The following is a 14,876-nucleotide window of genomic DNA, read 5'->3' as shown; positions in this document are numbered from 1 at the left end:
GCTTCGCGACATCCGGATACTCCTGGCCCCGGTATCCGGTCTCCTTACTCATTTGACACGTTTTTTTGCTAAACACCCCAGCACAGCAATCTCGCCAGACGCCTATTGCTTGCTCTCTCGATTCCCGCCCCCTCTGCCATATCACTCAATTTGCAGCGCAGATCACAATAGCTGAACCGGGTTAGCAAAATATTTTGCTAATCCACGAGGATCCCCCTTATGTTAGCCATGAAAAACCGGTTTAGCTGTTTAGCATAAATACAATCAATCACATACCGAGTGATATAAAAATGATGATGAAACCAAGCTATCTTGCTGTATCAATAGGACTTATCCTTTCCTGTGCAGCGATTACCGCCTCAGCCGCCCCAAAGAGTGATATCGAAGCGCGCCTCAATGCATTAGAGCAGCGATTGCAGCAAGCAGAGCAACGGGCGAAAAATGCAGAAACTCGCGCCGAACTGGCAGAAAAACAAGCACAAAAATTGGAAGTTCGCACACTTCAAGCAGAAGAAAAGAGTGCTCAGGTCGCAAAACGTACCGAGAAATTAGAGAGCAAAACATCCAGTGACAATGGTTTTGAGTTCCATGGTTATGCCCGTTCCGGGCTGCTGATGAACTCATCTGGTACTGGCACCCAAGGTGGCCCATATGTTTCACCGGCCGGTAGCACTGGCGGCGCGATTGGCCGTTTAGGCAATGAGCCAGATACCTATGTTGAGGTGAATCTGGAGAAAAAACAGAAACTTGATAACGGGGCGACCACCCGCTACAAAGTGATGCTGGCCGATGGTCAACGCAGCTATAACGACTGGACCGCCGACAGCAGTGACCTCAATGTGCGTCAGGCGTTTGTTGAGCTGGGCACCCTGCCGACCTTCAATGGTATTTTCAAAGAGAGTACCTTGTGGGCCGGTAAACGTTTCGATCGCGATAATTTCGATATCCACTGGCTGGATTCCGACGTGGTATTCCTCGCCGGTACTGGTGGCGGCATTTATGACATCAAGTGGAGCGAGAGTCTGAAGAGCAATTTCTCGTTATATGGCCGCAATTATGGCGAGATTGAGAATGTTAACAGCGATATTCAGAGCTACATTTTCACCGCTAATAACTATTTCTCTATCAATAATGACAGCGACCGCTTCCAGTGGATGGTGAGTGGTTTGCGGGCCAAAGATAATGAGGCGCGCGAAAATCGTGGTGAAATCGTCAATACCCATGCGGCGGATAAAGGTATCCACAGCATGTTGGCTTACCATGGCGACAGCTTCTATGGGCTGCGCGCTGGGACATCAAAAACCGCGCTGTTATATGGGCATGGCTTAGGGGCTGAAGTTAAATCTATTGGTGCCGATGGTAATTTGACCCATGGTGCAGAGACCTGGCGTTTAGCCACCTATGGGACTACCGCACTGAGCAAGGATTGGAGCCTGGCTCCCGTCCTCATGGCGCAGCAGAGTCAAGATCGTTATGTTGATGGTGATAAATATCAGTGGGTTACCTTTAATGCCCGTCTGATTCAGGAGATCACTGAGAACTTTGCGCTGGCCTATGAGGGCAGCTATCAGTACATGAATCTGGAGCCGCAAGGCTATAAGGATTACCACAAAGTGAGCGGGGGCTTCTATAAGCTGACCTTTGCACCGACCTTTAAAGCGGGTGATATCAGTAACTTCTTCAGCCGCCCGGAAATACGCCTCTTCGCCACCTACATGGATTGGAGCCAAGATCTGGATAATTACGCCAAGGATGATGCTTTCGGTAAAAATGATTTTGCTGCCGGCGGTCAATGGAACTTTGGTATCCAAATGGAAACCTGGTTCTGATCATTCCCCGCTGTGACAAGGGATAGGCCGCCACAGCGGGAAACTTATTTGACAACAATCCGCCTACGACAGGTAGAAAGCGGAATGAATATGCGAGGGATATAATGAATATTAATGAGACCGTAAAGGCTCTGCTCCCGTTGCTTGGCGGTAAAGAGAATATTGTCAGTGCTGCGCACTGTGCTACTCGCCTGCGTTTGGTGCTGGCAGATGACTCACTGGTGCAGAAATCGGCGGTGGAAAAACTCGATGGCGTTAAAGGCTGCTTCAGTAATGCCGGGCAATTGCAGGTCATTTTCGGTACCGGGCTGGTCAATAAAGTCTATGCCGAGTTTATCCAAGTCGCGGGGATCAACGAATCCAGTAAATCAGCAGCCGCCGATGCCGCGGCCCGCAAACTGAATCCATTCCAGCGCATTGCGCGTTTGTTATCCAACATTTTTGTCCCAATCATCCCCGCAATTGTCGCCTCTGGTCTGCTAATGGGCCTACTCGGCATGGTGAAAACCTATGGCTGGGCTGATGCCAATAGCGCACTCTTTATCATGCTGGATATGTTCAGCTCCGCCGCGTTTATTATTTTGCCGATTTTGATTGGTTTCACCGCGGCTAAAGAGTTTGGCGGTAACCCCTATTTGGGGGCGACGTTAGGCGGCATTCTAACGCATCCGGCGCTGACCAATGCCTGGGGCGTTGCAGGTGGTTTCCATACTATGAATTTCTTTGGTATGGAGGTGGCGATGATTGGCTATCAGGGCACGGTGTTCCCGGTGCTACTGGCCGTGTGGTTTATGAGTCTACTGGAAAAGCGCCTGCGCAAAGTGATCCCAGATGCGCTGGATTTGATCCTCACGCCATTCCTGACGGTCATTATTACCGGTTTTGTCGCGCTGCTGTTTATCGGCCCTGCCGGACGCGTACTGGGTGATGGGATCTCGCTGGTGCTCAGCACCCTGATTACCCATGCCGGTTGGCTAGCCGGATTGCTGTTTGGCGGGCTATATTCAGTGATTGTGATAACCGGTATCCACCATAGTTTCCATGCTATCGAAGCGGGCTTGTTGGGTAATCCCAATATCGGCGTTAACTTCCTGCTGCCGATTTGGTCAATGGCGAACGTCGCACAAGGGGGAGCCTGCTTGGCGGTTTACTTTAAAACCCGTGATGCCAAAATTAAGGCCATTGCTATTCCATCCGCTTTTTCTGCCATGTTGGGGATTACCGAAGCGGCAATTTTCGGGATTAACCTGCGCTTTATCAAACCCTTCCTGGCGGCACTGGCCGGCGGTGCTTTAGGTGGTGCATGGGTGGTGGCCAACCATGTCAATATGAGTGCGGTGGGCTTAACCGGTATTCCCGGCATCGCCATCGTGCAGGGCAACTCAATCATTAACTATCTGATTGGATTGGTGATTGCCTTTGGTGCGGCATTTATTATTTCTCTGCTACTTAAATACAAAACGGACAGCGAATAATGCAAGAAGCCAGTTTACTCAAACAGCTTACGCTGGCAGTGATGCGCGGTCAGTGTCGCGCATCGCAAGACCCGCACCGCCCCGGCTGGCATCTGGCCCCCAGTGTCGGATTGCTGAATGATCCCAATGGATTCATTTATCACGCTGGTTATTATCATCTGTTCTATCAGTGGAATCCATTAGATTGCCGCCACGGCAACAAGTTTTGGGGCCACTGGCGCAGCCCTGATCTGGTTCATTGGGAGCATCAACCGGTGGCGTTAGTTCCTAGTGAGGAGTACGAAAGTCACGGCTGCTACTCTGGCTCGGCGGTGATCGTTGATGACCTTATCACCCTAATTTACACCGGTAATGTGAAGTATCCCGATGGCTCCCGCACCGCTTTCCAATGTCTGGCGCAGGAGAATGCACAGGGCGAATTCGACAAACTGGGGCCAGTGCTCCCGCTACCTGCGGGCTATACCGGCCATGTGCGCGATCCAAAAGTGTGGCAGCACAACGGCCAGTGGTACATGGTTCTGGGCGCGCAGGATAAGCAACTGCAAGGTAAAGTCCTGCTGTGGCGCTCCGCTGATCTGCATGAATGGCAAAATTTGGGTGAGATCGCCGGTTCCGGGCTGGGTGGTTTGGGGCCATTCGGCTATATGTGGGAGTGCCCAGACCTGTTCACCTTGGGGGCGCAGGATATCTTGATGTTCTGCCCGCAAGGGATACCCGCCGAAGCTGAACGTTATCGTAATACCTTCCAGGCGGGCTATTTGCTGGGCAAATTGGATTATGCCAATGCTGTGCTTGGCCATCAGGATTTCCGTGAAATGGATGCTGGTTTTGAATTCTACGCGCCACAGACCACACTGGCCGCAGATGGTCGCCGCCTGCTTTTCGGCTGGATGGGGATGCCTGATGAAGATGAGCTGTTCCAGCCGACTACCGCTTATGGCTGGATTCATATCATGACCTGCCCGCGCGAGTTGAGTTTGAACGGCGATAAATTGATTCAGCAGCCCGCGCGCGAATTAACGGCCCTACGCGGCGAGCATCACCAGTGGCAAGGTCGCGCGCAGGATGCACCGGCACTGCCTATCAGTAGCGCTGAGATCATCGTCGACATCAGTGCGCCATTTGTCCTCGAATTGGGTAATGCCCTGATGCTGACCTGGGATGGTGAACGCATCACCCTGAGCCGCCATAATCTGCGCAGCGGATTGCCAGAGTTCCGCTACTGGCGCGGTCAGTTGCAGCAGTTACAGCTGCTTTGCGATCGTTGCAGCATCGAGATCTTTATCAATCAGGGGGAGGCGGTCATGACCTCATGCTACTTCCCGACAGAAGAACCGATGGCTATCTTCAACGGAAATGCCGAACTGTGTCTGCGGCACTGGTTGTTGTCTTCGCCCATGTTAGAATGAGTTATCTTTCAAGGCGACAGATTCACTCAGTGAAAAACGATAACCTGTTAAAAAACAAGAAACGCATCACCATCAACGATATTGCCAAGCTGGCGGGTGTGTCGAAATCGACCACCAGTCTGGTGCTCAATGGGCGCAGCAAGGAGTATCGTGTTTCGGATGAGACGCGGGATCGTATTATTGCCCTCGCCAGTGAGCATCACTACCAGCCGAGCTTCCATGCCCGTTCGCTGCGGTCAACCCGCAGCCACACCATCGGGTTGGTGGTGCCCGAGATGACCAACCACGGCTTTGCTCTGATCTCCCGGGAACTGGAGATGCTCTGCCGCGAGGCCGGTTTACAGCTGCTGATCGCCTGTAGCGATGAGAATCCCGCTCAGGAGATGATGGCGGTGAACAGTCTGGTACAACGTCAAGTGGATGGCCTGATTGTCGCCTCTAGCCAGCTTAATGATAGCGAATACCAAAAGATCAATGCCCGCCTGCCGGTGGTGCAGATGGATCGATTGATTGGTGAGTCGGATTTGCCGCTAGTGATCACCGACTCAGTGGCCTCCACGAGCGCATTGGTTGAAAATGTGGCTCGCCAACATCCTGATGAATTTTACTTTCTTGGCGGCCAGCCACGTATCTCGCCGACCCGCGATCGTTTAGCAGGTTTTCAGCAAGGGCTGCAACACGCCGGGGTCGAATGCCGAGCGGAGTGGATACTCAGCGGTCATTATCTGCCCAGTTCTGGTTATGAGATGATAGCCCAGCTCTGCGCGCAATTAGGTCGCCCACCCAAAGCGGTATTTACCGCGGCCTGTGGTCTGCTGGAAGGGGTGCTGCGCTATCTCAATCAGCATCAACTCATGGACAGCGATATTCATCTTTGCAGCTTTGACGATCACTATCTGTTCGACTGTCTGCCGTTGAAAATAGACACCATCGCCCAGGACTGCCAAGGGCTGGCGCGCCATAGCTTTGAAATGATCACCGCCTTAATTGCCGAAACACCACTGGCGCAAAATCAGCTGATTCTGCCGGGGCAGATCCATTGGCGGCATCCGGGTTCTAAGGCGCTGAATGAGCCACACTGAGCCGGTTGATACACCAGCACTGATTGGCTCCTGGCAGCGCTGCCAAAAACTGATGCAAACCGAGCAATGGCGGGCGCCTCACCGTGCGGCCGGGGCCACCTTTCAATCAATTTGTCAGCGCAAAAATGACTTATTAGTGTTAGGTCAGGCCGCACTGGAAGATGCTTATGAGTACATGGAGTCACGCCACTGTGTACTATTCATTCTCGATGAAAGTGGCTGCACCCTGTGGCAATGCGGCCATCCGCAGACCCTAAATCAGTTAAAAGAGTTGGGCATTGATTGTGGCAGCTATTGGACTGAAGGATTAATCGGCACCAATGCACCCGCACTGGCAATAGCTGAAGGGCATCCGATTCAAGTCAGTGGGCAGCAACATTTTAAGCAAGCACTGCACCCGTGGCGTTTTTGTGCCACTCCGGTGTATGACAACAGCGGCCGCCAACGCGCGGTCATTGTTTTGGGGAGCTTGCTGGCCGATAACGCCGCCAGTGATCTACCGCTCACATTGGCGATCGCCCGCGAAATTGGCAATTATCTCCATGCCGACACCTTACTGGCAGAGACCAACCGCCATCTGAATGAGCTAAATGCCCTGCTAGATGGGGTTGAGGATGGGGTCATGGCATGGGATCAGCGCGGTTACCTGCTCTATCTCAACCACCGCGCTGCCGCGATTTTGCAGCTTGATGAAACCAGCAGTCTCGGCAAACCGGTCACCGATCTGCTTACCCTCCCCGCCCTGCTGACCCAGGCTATTTTGCAGCGTAACCCCCTCAGCCATGTGGAGGTGACCTTTGAAAATCAGCAGCAGTTTATTCCGGCGCTGTTGACCCTCAAGCCCATTCCTGATGGCGATCGCTGCGGCTATATTGCCTTGTTGCACCCACAAGAATTGCTGCGGCGCATGGTTTCCAGCCAATTAGGGCGGGCCAGTTATACGTTTGATCATATGCCGGTCGCGTCGCTGGAAATGCGCCGTTTAGTGCGCTATGGCAAGCAGGCCGCCAAAGGCCATCACCCGATTTTACTGCACGGAGAAGAGGGGGTGGGCAAACAGCAGCTGGGGCAGGCGATTCATAATGCCAGCAATCAAGCCGAAGGCCCTTATATCGTGCTGAATTGTCAGGCATTGCCGCAAAATTTAATGGCGCGCGAGTTTCTCGGCAGTGATGCCAGTGAAGGTGAGTCCGGCCAGCCCAGCAAGTTTGAACTAGCGAATGGCGGCACTCTGTATCTGGAGCAAGTCGAGTATCTGTCGCCCGAAATGCAGTCCGCACTGCTACAAATCGTCAAAACCGGCATGGTGATGCGGATCAACTCCAATCGTGTTATCCCGGTAGATGTCCGAATTATTACCGCCACTGGCGCAGACCTGCCACTACTGGTCAAGCAAGGCCGCTTTCGTCGCCAGCTATTTTACACCCTGCAGGCTTTTGAGTTACATATTCCCCCCCTGCGCCAGCGCCAACAGGATATTCCACTGCTAGTCCAGCATACGCTGGCGAGCCTTGGGCAGCATTTCCACTGCCAATATCAGCCTGATGACAGTGTCATCCGCCAGCTCTGCCAATACCCATGGCCGGGCAATGATCAAGAACTGAAAAGTGTGGTTGAGCGGGCAGCCATGGCCTGTCACAACAACCGAATTAATCTCAATGACTTGCCGGAGCACTTACTGGGGGAAAAACTGGTATTGGAACCCGATATGCCGCAACCTCAGCCAGTATTATCACTGCAAGAATTAGAAAGACAGGCCATTATTCGTGCCGCGCTGGTATGCCAAGGTCAACTCAATGAAATGGCGAGTTTATTAGGCATAAGCCGCACCACATTATGGCGAAAAATTAAACTCCATCAGATAGATATCCAGCAATTTAAGGGGAGTGAGTCGCCCTCAGCTAAATAACCCCACCTCCTCTGCCGGAGAAAATCATCGGCAAAATAGATCATCTCACTTTCTAATCTTGCTTATTTTTATCATGCAGTTAACCTCTGTTATAAATAGAACCAGCATCATCAAATAAAATATCATCTGCCAAACATAATTATCTTAATATTCTAAAAAATATACAATTATAAATACTTGCTGAAAAGAGATCTTTGAGATATAAACAATATAAATAAAAAACAGTCCAAACATATAAGCAAAGACATATAATTTAATACATTCTATTTTAGTGGATTACATTTACCAATCTAGAATATAAATAACACCCTATTTAACTAGGATATGCTTGCCATGGACTTAAAATATAAAATAATTAAATTCAACACAAATGAATTTGAAATAAATATAGATTCAATCAAGCAAGAGATGCCATTCAAATTATTAACCTGGGATGTAAATGATATAAAAATATCTCAATTAAAACTATTAATAGACCTACACTTTGATGATAAAGCAATCATTTTACAAGAGGCACAGCACTACCTTGATGATGAATTAGCACCGAAAAACATTCAAAACTTAATATCAATGCTAACAGATGAAGCGAAAAATATTTTTTACGCCTATAAGCCCTTTAGAAAAAGGAGCATAAGCCGATTTATTGCTGAGTATATTAATGAACGATGGGTGGTAAATAATATTGAATTACCCGAATTAGTCGGCTTCACTCAACGAGCTGACCATCCCTTAGATCTAAGGCAATTAATCCGTAAATTCCCCCCCATGGCACTGGCAACCCGTCGCTCCCCCACATTAAAAGCACTAATTAAAAATTTCGTGGAGATTTTGTGTGAATGTGAACCTCATAAAAAACCAACAAAAATTGAAGTTACCTGTCATCAAATATCTTTACAGATTGATGACTCAACACCTTCAGTTTGCAACTCACCAGAAGGTTTACATCAGGATGGAAGCGACTATATCGTATCAGCATTAGTTATTGATAAATACAATATTGAGGGCGGCACAAGTCAACTCTACTGTGCTGAAAAACAGGAATTTATTAAGTCACATACATTAGAACCGGGTGAAGGTTTATTCCATATTGATAATAACTCGACGATTTGGCACAAAGTCACGCCGATAACGCTAAAAGAACCCTCAATGAAAATCGGTTACCGAAACATACTCGGTTTTGATTTCAACTGTATATAGTGAATATAACATTATTCGAAATTAAATTAATGAATATTGAAAGTCAGCAAAAAAAGAAAAGCATAATATTATCACTCCTATTTTTTATTCATGGGGCGGTATACGCCAGCTTAGTACCTTGGCTGCCTGAAATAAAAGAGCGTTTTGAGCTAAGTAACGCTATGGTTGGGATCATGGTTTCAGCAATTCCAGCAGGTTCGATTACTTTTGGTTTGCTCTCTAACAGATTTATAAACTTCATTGGCTTATATTGGGCGACAAATATAACTTTTTTATTTCTCATTATTTGTATATCAATAGTCCCTTTTTCATCATCATGGTATGGCATAATTCTAACACTTTTTTTATTTGGTATTTCTGACTCTTGGGGAGATACCTGCATCAATGTGCAGGCTATTAATGTACAAAAATCATCAGGTCAGAGCCTCATTAATCGGTTTCATGGTGTCGGCAGTATTGGCACAATTTGGGGAGGAGTCATCGCCGTAACTGCTATTGGTGTTGGCCTTTCAATGGCACAATTTAGCCTGACCATATTTTGTATAAATTTAACCATGCTAACGACTTACATTATATTTTTTCGAGGCGTAAAACCACAAGGTGAAGTTTTTAGTCAAGGAAGTCATAAGCAAAAAATAAGTTATTCAGAGAACCAACTATATGTTATTCCATTAATTTTACTTGTATTCACATGTGGTATAGAGGAAACAGCCAGTATCTGGGGTGCAATCTACATGAAGGAGTATTATGAGGCCTCTCCGGCTATTTCCGGCTTGCCCTATTTAGGTTGTCAAATATGCATGGCTATTGGTCGTATCTTTGGTGACTATTTCACCAACAAGTTCGGTAAGATGAACACATTAAAGTGTGGCGTTATCATCGCTGCATTAGGTGTAATAACTGTAGTAAGTATTTATTCATCCCCTTTCACAATATTAGGTTTCTCATTAATAGGATTGGGAATTTCAGTTGTCTTTCCATTAGTTATTTCATTTATTGGCCAACTGCCTAATATCAATGCCACTAACGGGATCACCTTTGCTACCTGGACATCAAGGATTGGTCTACTGATTACCCCGCCAATACTCGGTATATTGGCGGACATGACATCATTAAGATTCGCATTAATTGCTATATTTATTGGCTGCTTATTTATTTTGCTATTAATTAATATCTTATCCAGGAAATTAATTGAATTAGACAGTTAACCTTAGGAGATAGATAATGAAGAAAATGAAGTGGGCGGTTATATCAGGAGATGGGCTTCCGACCAGTGGGCTACTTACCATATTTAGGAATGTAGCAGAAATTGCGATAAGAAATAATATTATCATTAATGAAATACCCGCGGATTTAGGGTTTTCCTGGCGGCCAGACAAAAAATGCTTTTTCCCTGCTGGCAGTGAAAGATCGCATTATCCAACATGGATGAAAGTGAGTTATATCCATCAATATTCAACCTGTAATAATACTTATGGCGATAGTTTTTCTCATATCAGAAGTAAAATTTCAAAATATGAGTCATTAACAACTACAGAAATTAACGATGTTAAGCAGGAGATGGCTTCAATTTCTGAAGTCTATGAAGATTACTTTATTAATTGGTTTGAAAATAATGCGGTTGATTGGGTGTTCTGCTTAAATCTAACACTTTCTGATGCTGCCCCTGTTAGCCTTGCGCTCCATAACGCCGCGAAAAAGTATTGGGATAGAAAAGATAACGGCGGTATTATTTTCTGGGATCATGACCTCTTCAATAGTTATGCCATTTATGAAAATGAAGAGAGATTATACCCGAAAGAGCCAAATCCATTGACACCAATACCACAAAATAATGCTTATACTAAATGGATAGTCGCCTCTGAAGCACTGGCAAATGAGTGTAGTTGCTACCCAACAAATATTAAGCCAGATGTCATCCCAAACATATTACCAACGATTGAGCTATCTGGCCTCAAAGAAGAACATATCGCGTTTTTAAGCCAACATAATATATTGGCAGGTTCAACTATTATTATAGTCCCTGTTCGAGTATTTAGAGTTAAAGGGATCGAAATATCAATAAGTGTATTTAGTGAACTAATTAATATTTATCAAGAGAAAAAACTATGTACCCCAAAGTTACTGATATTCGGCAATGTGAATGAAGATCCTGAGTATGCATCAGAGTTAATAGCACAGGTAGAGCACCTCAATCTAGAGGGTGATATTATTTTCTTAGATGAAGTCCCATTGCAAACTTATAAAGACAGCGATAATAAGTGGTATTTAGATGAAATAGACTTACTGACAATTTGCCATGCTTTGTCTGGGGCGGTTTTATTTACCCCTAATGTAGAAAATGTCGAAAGCGTCGGTTTAGGCCCGGCTCTTGCAGCTATTGCCGAACTCCCCTGCGCAGTAACCCACTATTCTGCTTTCACCGAGTTCTATGGGGCTGGATATCAACATATAAAAGTGATGCCAAATCACCCAAAGGATGCCGCACAACAGTTGTGCGAGTGGATGCACCAGCATGCAACTGGAGAAGAGAAGATTAAAAAATTATTAGCCAACAATCAGCAGCTTGTTCAAGAAAAATTCCCTCAAGCCCCCTGGGAAAGATTTATACATCAATTGCAGTAAGGTTATGTCGCTAAATTAACAATGATATCTCCCGGAAACTCGGACTATTAAAGGACAAACAATGAATATTATAGATACCCATACTCTCAATAATGAAAATGACCCCTCCTCTGAGATAAACGTTTTAATCCTGGGTGCCGGGATGTCAGGTTTAGAATTGGCCAAGCACTTAAATCTTCGATCAGTTAAAAACATTGTTGTTATTGACGTGGGGCCAACAGGTGATTGTCGCCATATAAATGTCGGTGACGAATATCAGTATGCTGATGAGTTTTGGAAAAATGAGGAGTCAGATAAGTATGCTTTCCGGCCCTGGCGATCATTAAGTGAACCCCATTTCTCAAAAGGGAGCTGTCTACGTCGAAGAGTCGGCGGCCGATCACTTTACTGGCATGGCGTAATTCTTCCCATTGAAGCCGATGCCCTTAAATTTTGGCCAACACAAATTGTCAGTGACCTCACTGAAGCCTGGTTAGATGGCCCACCACTTTATACTCAGGTACAGTCTGAAATATTGGCATGGGCAGAAAAGAGTCATAATGCTGATGACTCATTCAAATTTGCTAATTTTGAATTTGAAATCACGCCTCAAGCCATCCGTAATATGGGTTCATCAGACCGCTGGGAAGCCTACTCACCATTATCCTATTGGACCGAAGCGGGGCCATCAGAAACTCTTCCACCCATTATTTCTGGCTATGAAGCTATCGCGATTATGATTAAAAATGGGTACTGCATTGGAGCAAAATTACGCAATATTGAGTCAAACGAAATACACCACGTATTAGCAGATAAGTGTGTTCTCGCCTTAGGCACTATTGAGAATTCACGTTTAGCCGCGCAGGCACTTTATGATTCAGGACATTTGATAGAGAAGAAAATGACCGGCCTTGTTGACCATATTGTACAAGGATTTAATGTGACACTCGAGTATCACGCCGTGCCTATTATGATCAGGGCATTAATTGAAAAGCATCCGGATACTATCTTTTTTAGTCGCAGTCTGTCCGGTGAACGATTTAATCTGTTCTTTACACTTAGCCAATCAAGCTTTGGGGTTGAATTAGAAGTATGGGCTATGGGCGAACAGATTCCATCGATTGATGGGTTTATTAAGGTTGAGAGTGATTATGACGTTATTCCATTATCAATTTCATGTCATTTAACCAATGAGGACAATATATTAATCCATAAAGAACAAGATGAATTAAATATATTTTGGCATGAAATATGCCAACAAATAAAGATACCATTTGCACCGCTAGATTTTGACGGCGGTTTTAGTGTCCATGCCAGAACCATGGGTGATGTCTATTATGAGTTTCACTCGCCATCAAGAAACGTTAACTATAATGTCCCTGCAACATGGATAAGCCCGCTGGGAACAGAAAATCATGAAAGCAGCACCCTTCCTCTTGGGGGAATACTGAATGAAAAGCATAAATTCAATAATATAAATAACTTATATGCTATCGGCCCGAGTACATTCCCACGTCCCGGCGCAGCTAATCCTTCGTTAACCACACTCGCCCTATCTCGTCGACTCGCCTATATTTTAGATTAATGCGATAATAAATAAGGGTATTAATTATGTGCAAACCCATTTATATTCTCGGCACCGCCTTATCTCATGATGGCTCAACCTGCTTAATGAAAGATGGAGAGATTATCGTTGCCATTGAGAAAGAGAGGTTATCCAGAGTTAAACATGATGGCTTTAATGATAATAAAACTATCCAATACTGTTTAGAGGCTGAGGGTATTGAATATCATGACCTCTCACTGATAGTAGAGCAAAACTGTTACAATCCATTATTTAGTGAACAATTAGCAGAACGAAAAAATAGAGTTTTACCCGCAATGGTTCCTATTGTGACCATTTCTCATCATTTGGCACATGCTTATAGTGCGGTAGGCACATCACCTTTTGATGATATGGGTGTGGTAGTTATTGATGGGCATGGTGGTAGTTTAGATAACTGTAATGACATTGTTGAAAATATTGACAGCATAAACAACATTCATATTAATAATCGTTACCGCTACTGGGAGATCTGTAGCTACTACGTTTATCAAGATGGCAAAATGAAACCCATATTCAAAGACTTCTCTCGCTGGGTTAATCGAAAAAAACGCAGAGATTACCCCGTCTCAACCTGGGAAATAGAGAACTCTATTGGTGAGTTCTATGAAGGGATCGCGCTGTATATTTTTGGTGAGTTGGATTGTGCCGGTAAATTGATGGGGTTAGCCCCTTATGGCAGGCCCCATATTATTGATTGGGAACCCTTCTTTTTCGACGCTGGCAAAGTTGTACTGCGTAATGATTGGTGGGTGAATATAGATCCACTGCTCAATACCAGCCCAACTCATTTTAAGGATAATTTCCAATACTATTCAGATCTAGCTTATTGGGCGCAATCTAAGCTTGAGGAGGCGCTATTTTATCTATTTGATTATTACTATCATCTTCATCCGATGAAGCACTTTGCTTATGCCGGTGGTGTCGCCTTAAATGCCACAGCAAATGAGAAACTGATTAATGGATGTGATTTTGAGGATCTCTATATTCAACCGGCGGCGGGTGACAATGGGTTATCTATCGGTTGTTGCTATTATGGTTGGTTAGAGGTACTGAAAAAAGAGCGAGTCAGACACTCAGGTTCCACCTATTTTGGTAAAGTCTATGGCGATATAATCGTCGCACAAGAACTTGAGAAACATGCAGAGAGTATCGAGTACCATTATTATGATGATATTGAAACTATTGCAGCGAAGTCTATTGCTGCAGGTGATGTTATTGCCTGGTTTCAGGGCGCGTCTGAATTTGGGCCACGTGCCTTAGGCAATAGAAGTATTTTGGCCGATCCCCGAAACTCAAATATGAGAGATCATATTAATGCTAATGTGAAGTACCGAGAGGATTTTCGACCTTTTGCACCGGCGGTTTTACACGAAAAAATGCATGACTATTTCGAGTTGAATCATGATAGTGACTACATGTTATTTATTGCCTATGTGAAAGCACAGTACCAATTTGATTTACCCTCAATTGTCCATGTCGATGGCAGTGCCCGGGTGCAGACAGTAAAAAAGGAGATTAATAAGAAATTCCATAAATTGATAACGTCATTTTTTGCAGAGACTAGAATACCTATCCTACTGAATACTTCGTTGAATACGAAAGGAATGCCCATTGTTGAGACGCCCAGCGATGCCATTAACTTATTTTTAAGTTGTGGTTTAGATTTATTGTTTATTGATAATTACAAGATATCCAAGAAAAAAACCAATTTAATAGCGCAAGGAAGGTCGAACTATTAATCATATGCCGATAAAAATGAGGTTTT

General features: G+C 45.4%; 10 protein-coding genes. All 10 read left to right on the top strand.

Annotation, left to right across the window (positions count from 1 at the left end):
- The first annotated feature begins 290 nt into the window (after window positions 1-290).
- The 10 genes from HRK25_RS09155 (at window position 291) to HRK25_RS09110 (ending at window position 14,850) form a co-directional block, all read left to right on the top strand.
- Window positions 291-1,829 (top strand): carbohydrate porin, encoded by a 1,539-nt coding sequence (locus tag HRK25_RS09155; protein ID WP_005270817.1) that lies wholly within the window; start codon window positions 291-293, stop codon window positions 1,827-1,829.
- Window positions 1,830-1,933: 104 nt separating this feature from the next.
- A complete protein-coding gene (locus HRK25_RS09150) occupies window positions 1,934-3,304 on the top strand; it encodes a sucrose-specific PTS transporter subunit IIBC (protein ID WP_032896394.1) in 1,371 nt (456 codons plus the stop codon).
- Window positions 3,304-4,713 (top strand): glycoside hydrolase family 32 protein, encoded by a 1,410-nt coding sequence (locus tag HRK25_RS09145; RefSeq protein ID WP_005270818.1) that lies wholly within the window; start codon window positions 3,304-3,306, stop codon window positions 4,711-4,713. Before HRK25_RS09150 ends, HRK25_RS09145 begins: the two co-directional genes overlap by 1 nt.
- Window positions 4,714-4,742: 29 nt before the next feature.
- The gene (locus tag HRK25_RS09140; protein ID WP_005270819.1) at window positions 4,743-5,795 is read left to right on the top strand and encodes a LacI family DNA-binding transcriptional regulator; all 1,053 of its coding nucleotides are present in this window, start codon (window positions 4,743-4,745) and stop codon (window positions 5,793-5,795) included.
- Complete coding sequence (gene dhaR, locus HRK25_RS09135; protein ID WP_032896396.1) at window positions 5,782-7,704, top strand: dihydroxyacetone kinase operon transcriptional regulator DhaR; 1,923 nt, start codon at window positions 5,782-5,784, stop codon at window positions 7,702-7,704. Before HRK25_RS09140 ends, dhaR begins: the two co-directional genes overlap by 14 nt.
- 333 nt (window positions 7,705-8,037) lie before the next feature.
- Window positions 8,038-8,901, top strand: coding sequence for a 2OG-Fe dioxygenase family protein (locus HRK25_RS09130; protein WP_032896398.1), 864 nt, complete (start codon window positions 8,038-8,040; stop codon window positions 8,899-8,901).
- 29 nt (window positions 8,902-8,930) lie between these two features.
- A complete protein-coding gene (locus HRK25_RS09125; RefSeq protein WP_032896425.1) occupies window positions 8,931-10,109 on the top strand; it encodes an MFS transporter in 1,179 nt (392 codons plus the stop codon).
- Between the two features lie 16 nt (window positions 10,110-10,125).
- Window positions 10,126-11,526, top strand: coding sequence for a glycosyltransferase family protein (locus tag HRK25_RS09120; RefSeq protein ID WP_032896400.1), 1,401 nt, complete (start codon window positions 10,126-10,128; stop codon window positions 11,524-11,526).
- Between the two features lie 61 nt (window positions 11,527-11,587).
- Entirely contained in the window at window positions 11,588-13,090 is a 1,503-nt protein-coding gene (locus HRK25_RS09115; protein ID WP_005270827.1) for a GMC oxidoreductase, read from the top strand.
- A 26-nt stretch (window positions 13,091-13,116) separates the two neighbouring features.
- A complete protein-coding gene (locus HRK25_RS09110) occupies window positions 13,117-14,850 on the top strand; it encodes a carbamoyltransferase family protein (protein WP_005270829.1) in 1,734 nt (577 codons plus the stop codon).
- Window positions 14,851-14,876: the final 26 nt, after the last annotated feature.

Source organism: Yersinia bercovieri ATCC 43970 (assembly GCF_013282745.1).
Taxonomy (GTDB): domain Bacteria; phylum Pseudomonadota; class Gammaproteobacteria; order Enterobacterales; family Enterobacteriaceae; genus Yersinia; species Yersinia bercovieri.
Note: the sequence above shows the minus strand (reverse complement) of the source record. Positions and strands in the feature narration are given on the sequence as shown.

Bases quoted from the DNA above. Each gene is read 5' to 3' on its own strand.
- HRK25_RS09155 (WP_005270817.1), top strand. From the start codon at position 291: ATGATGATGAAACCAAGCTATCTTGCTGTATCAATAGGACTTATCCTT.
- HRK25_RS09150 (WP_032896394.1), top strand. From the start codon at position 1,934: ATGAATATTAATGAGACCGTAAAGGCTCTGCTCCCGTTGCTTGGCGGT.
- HRK25_RS09145 (WP_005270818.1), top strand. From the start codon at position 3,304: ATGCAAGAAGCCAGTTTACTCAAACAGCTTACGCTGGCAGTGATGCGC.
- dhaR (WP_032896396.1), top strand. From the start codon at position 5,782: ATGAGCCACACTGAGCCGGTTGATACACCAGCACTGATTGGCTCCTGG.
- HRK25_RS09130 (WP_032896398.1), top strand. From the start codon at position 8,038: ATGGACTTAAAATATAAAATAATTAAATTCAACACAAATGAATTTGAA.
- HRK25_RS09125 (WP_032896425.1), top strand. From the start codon at position 8,931: ATGAATATTGAAAGTCAGCAAAAAAAGAAAAGCATAATATTATCACTC.
- HRK25_RS09120 (WP_032896400.1), top strand. From the start codon at position 10,126: ATGAAGAAAATGAAGTGGGCGGTTATATCAGGAGATGGGCTTCCGACC.
- HRK25_RS09115 (WP_005270827.1), top strand. From the start codon at position 11,588: ATGAATATTATAGATACCCATACTCTCAATAATGAAAATGACCCCTCC.
- HRK25_RS09110 (WP_005270829.1), top strand. From the start codon at position 13,117: ATGTGCAAACCCATTTATATTCTCGGCACCGCCTTATCTCATGATGGC.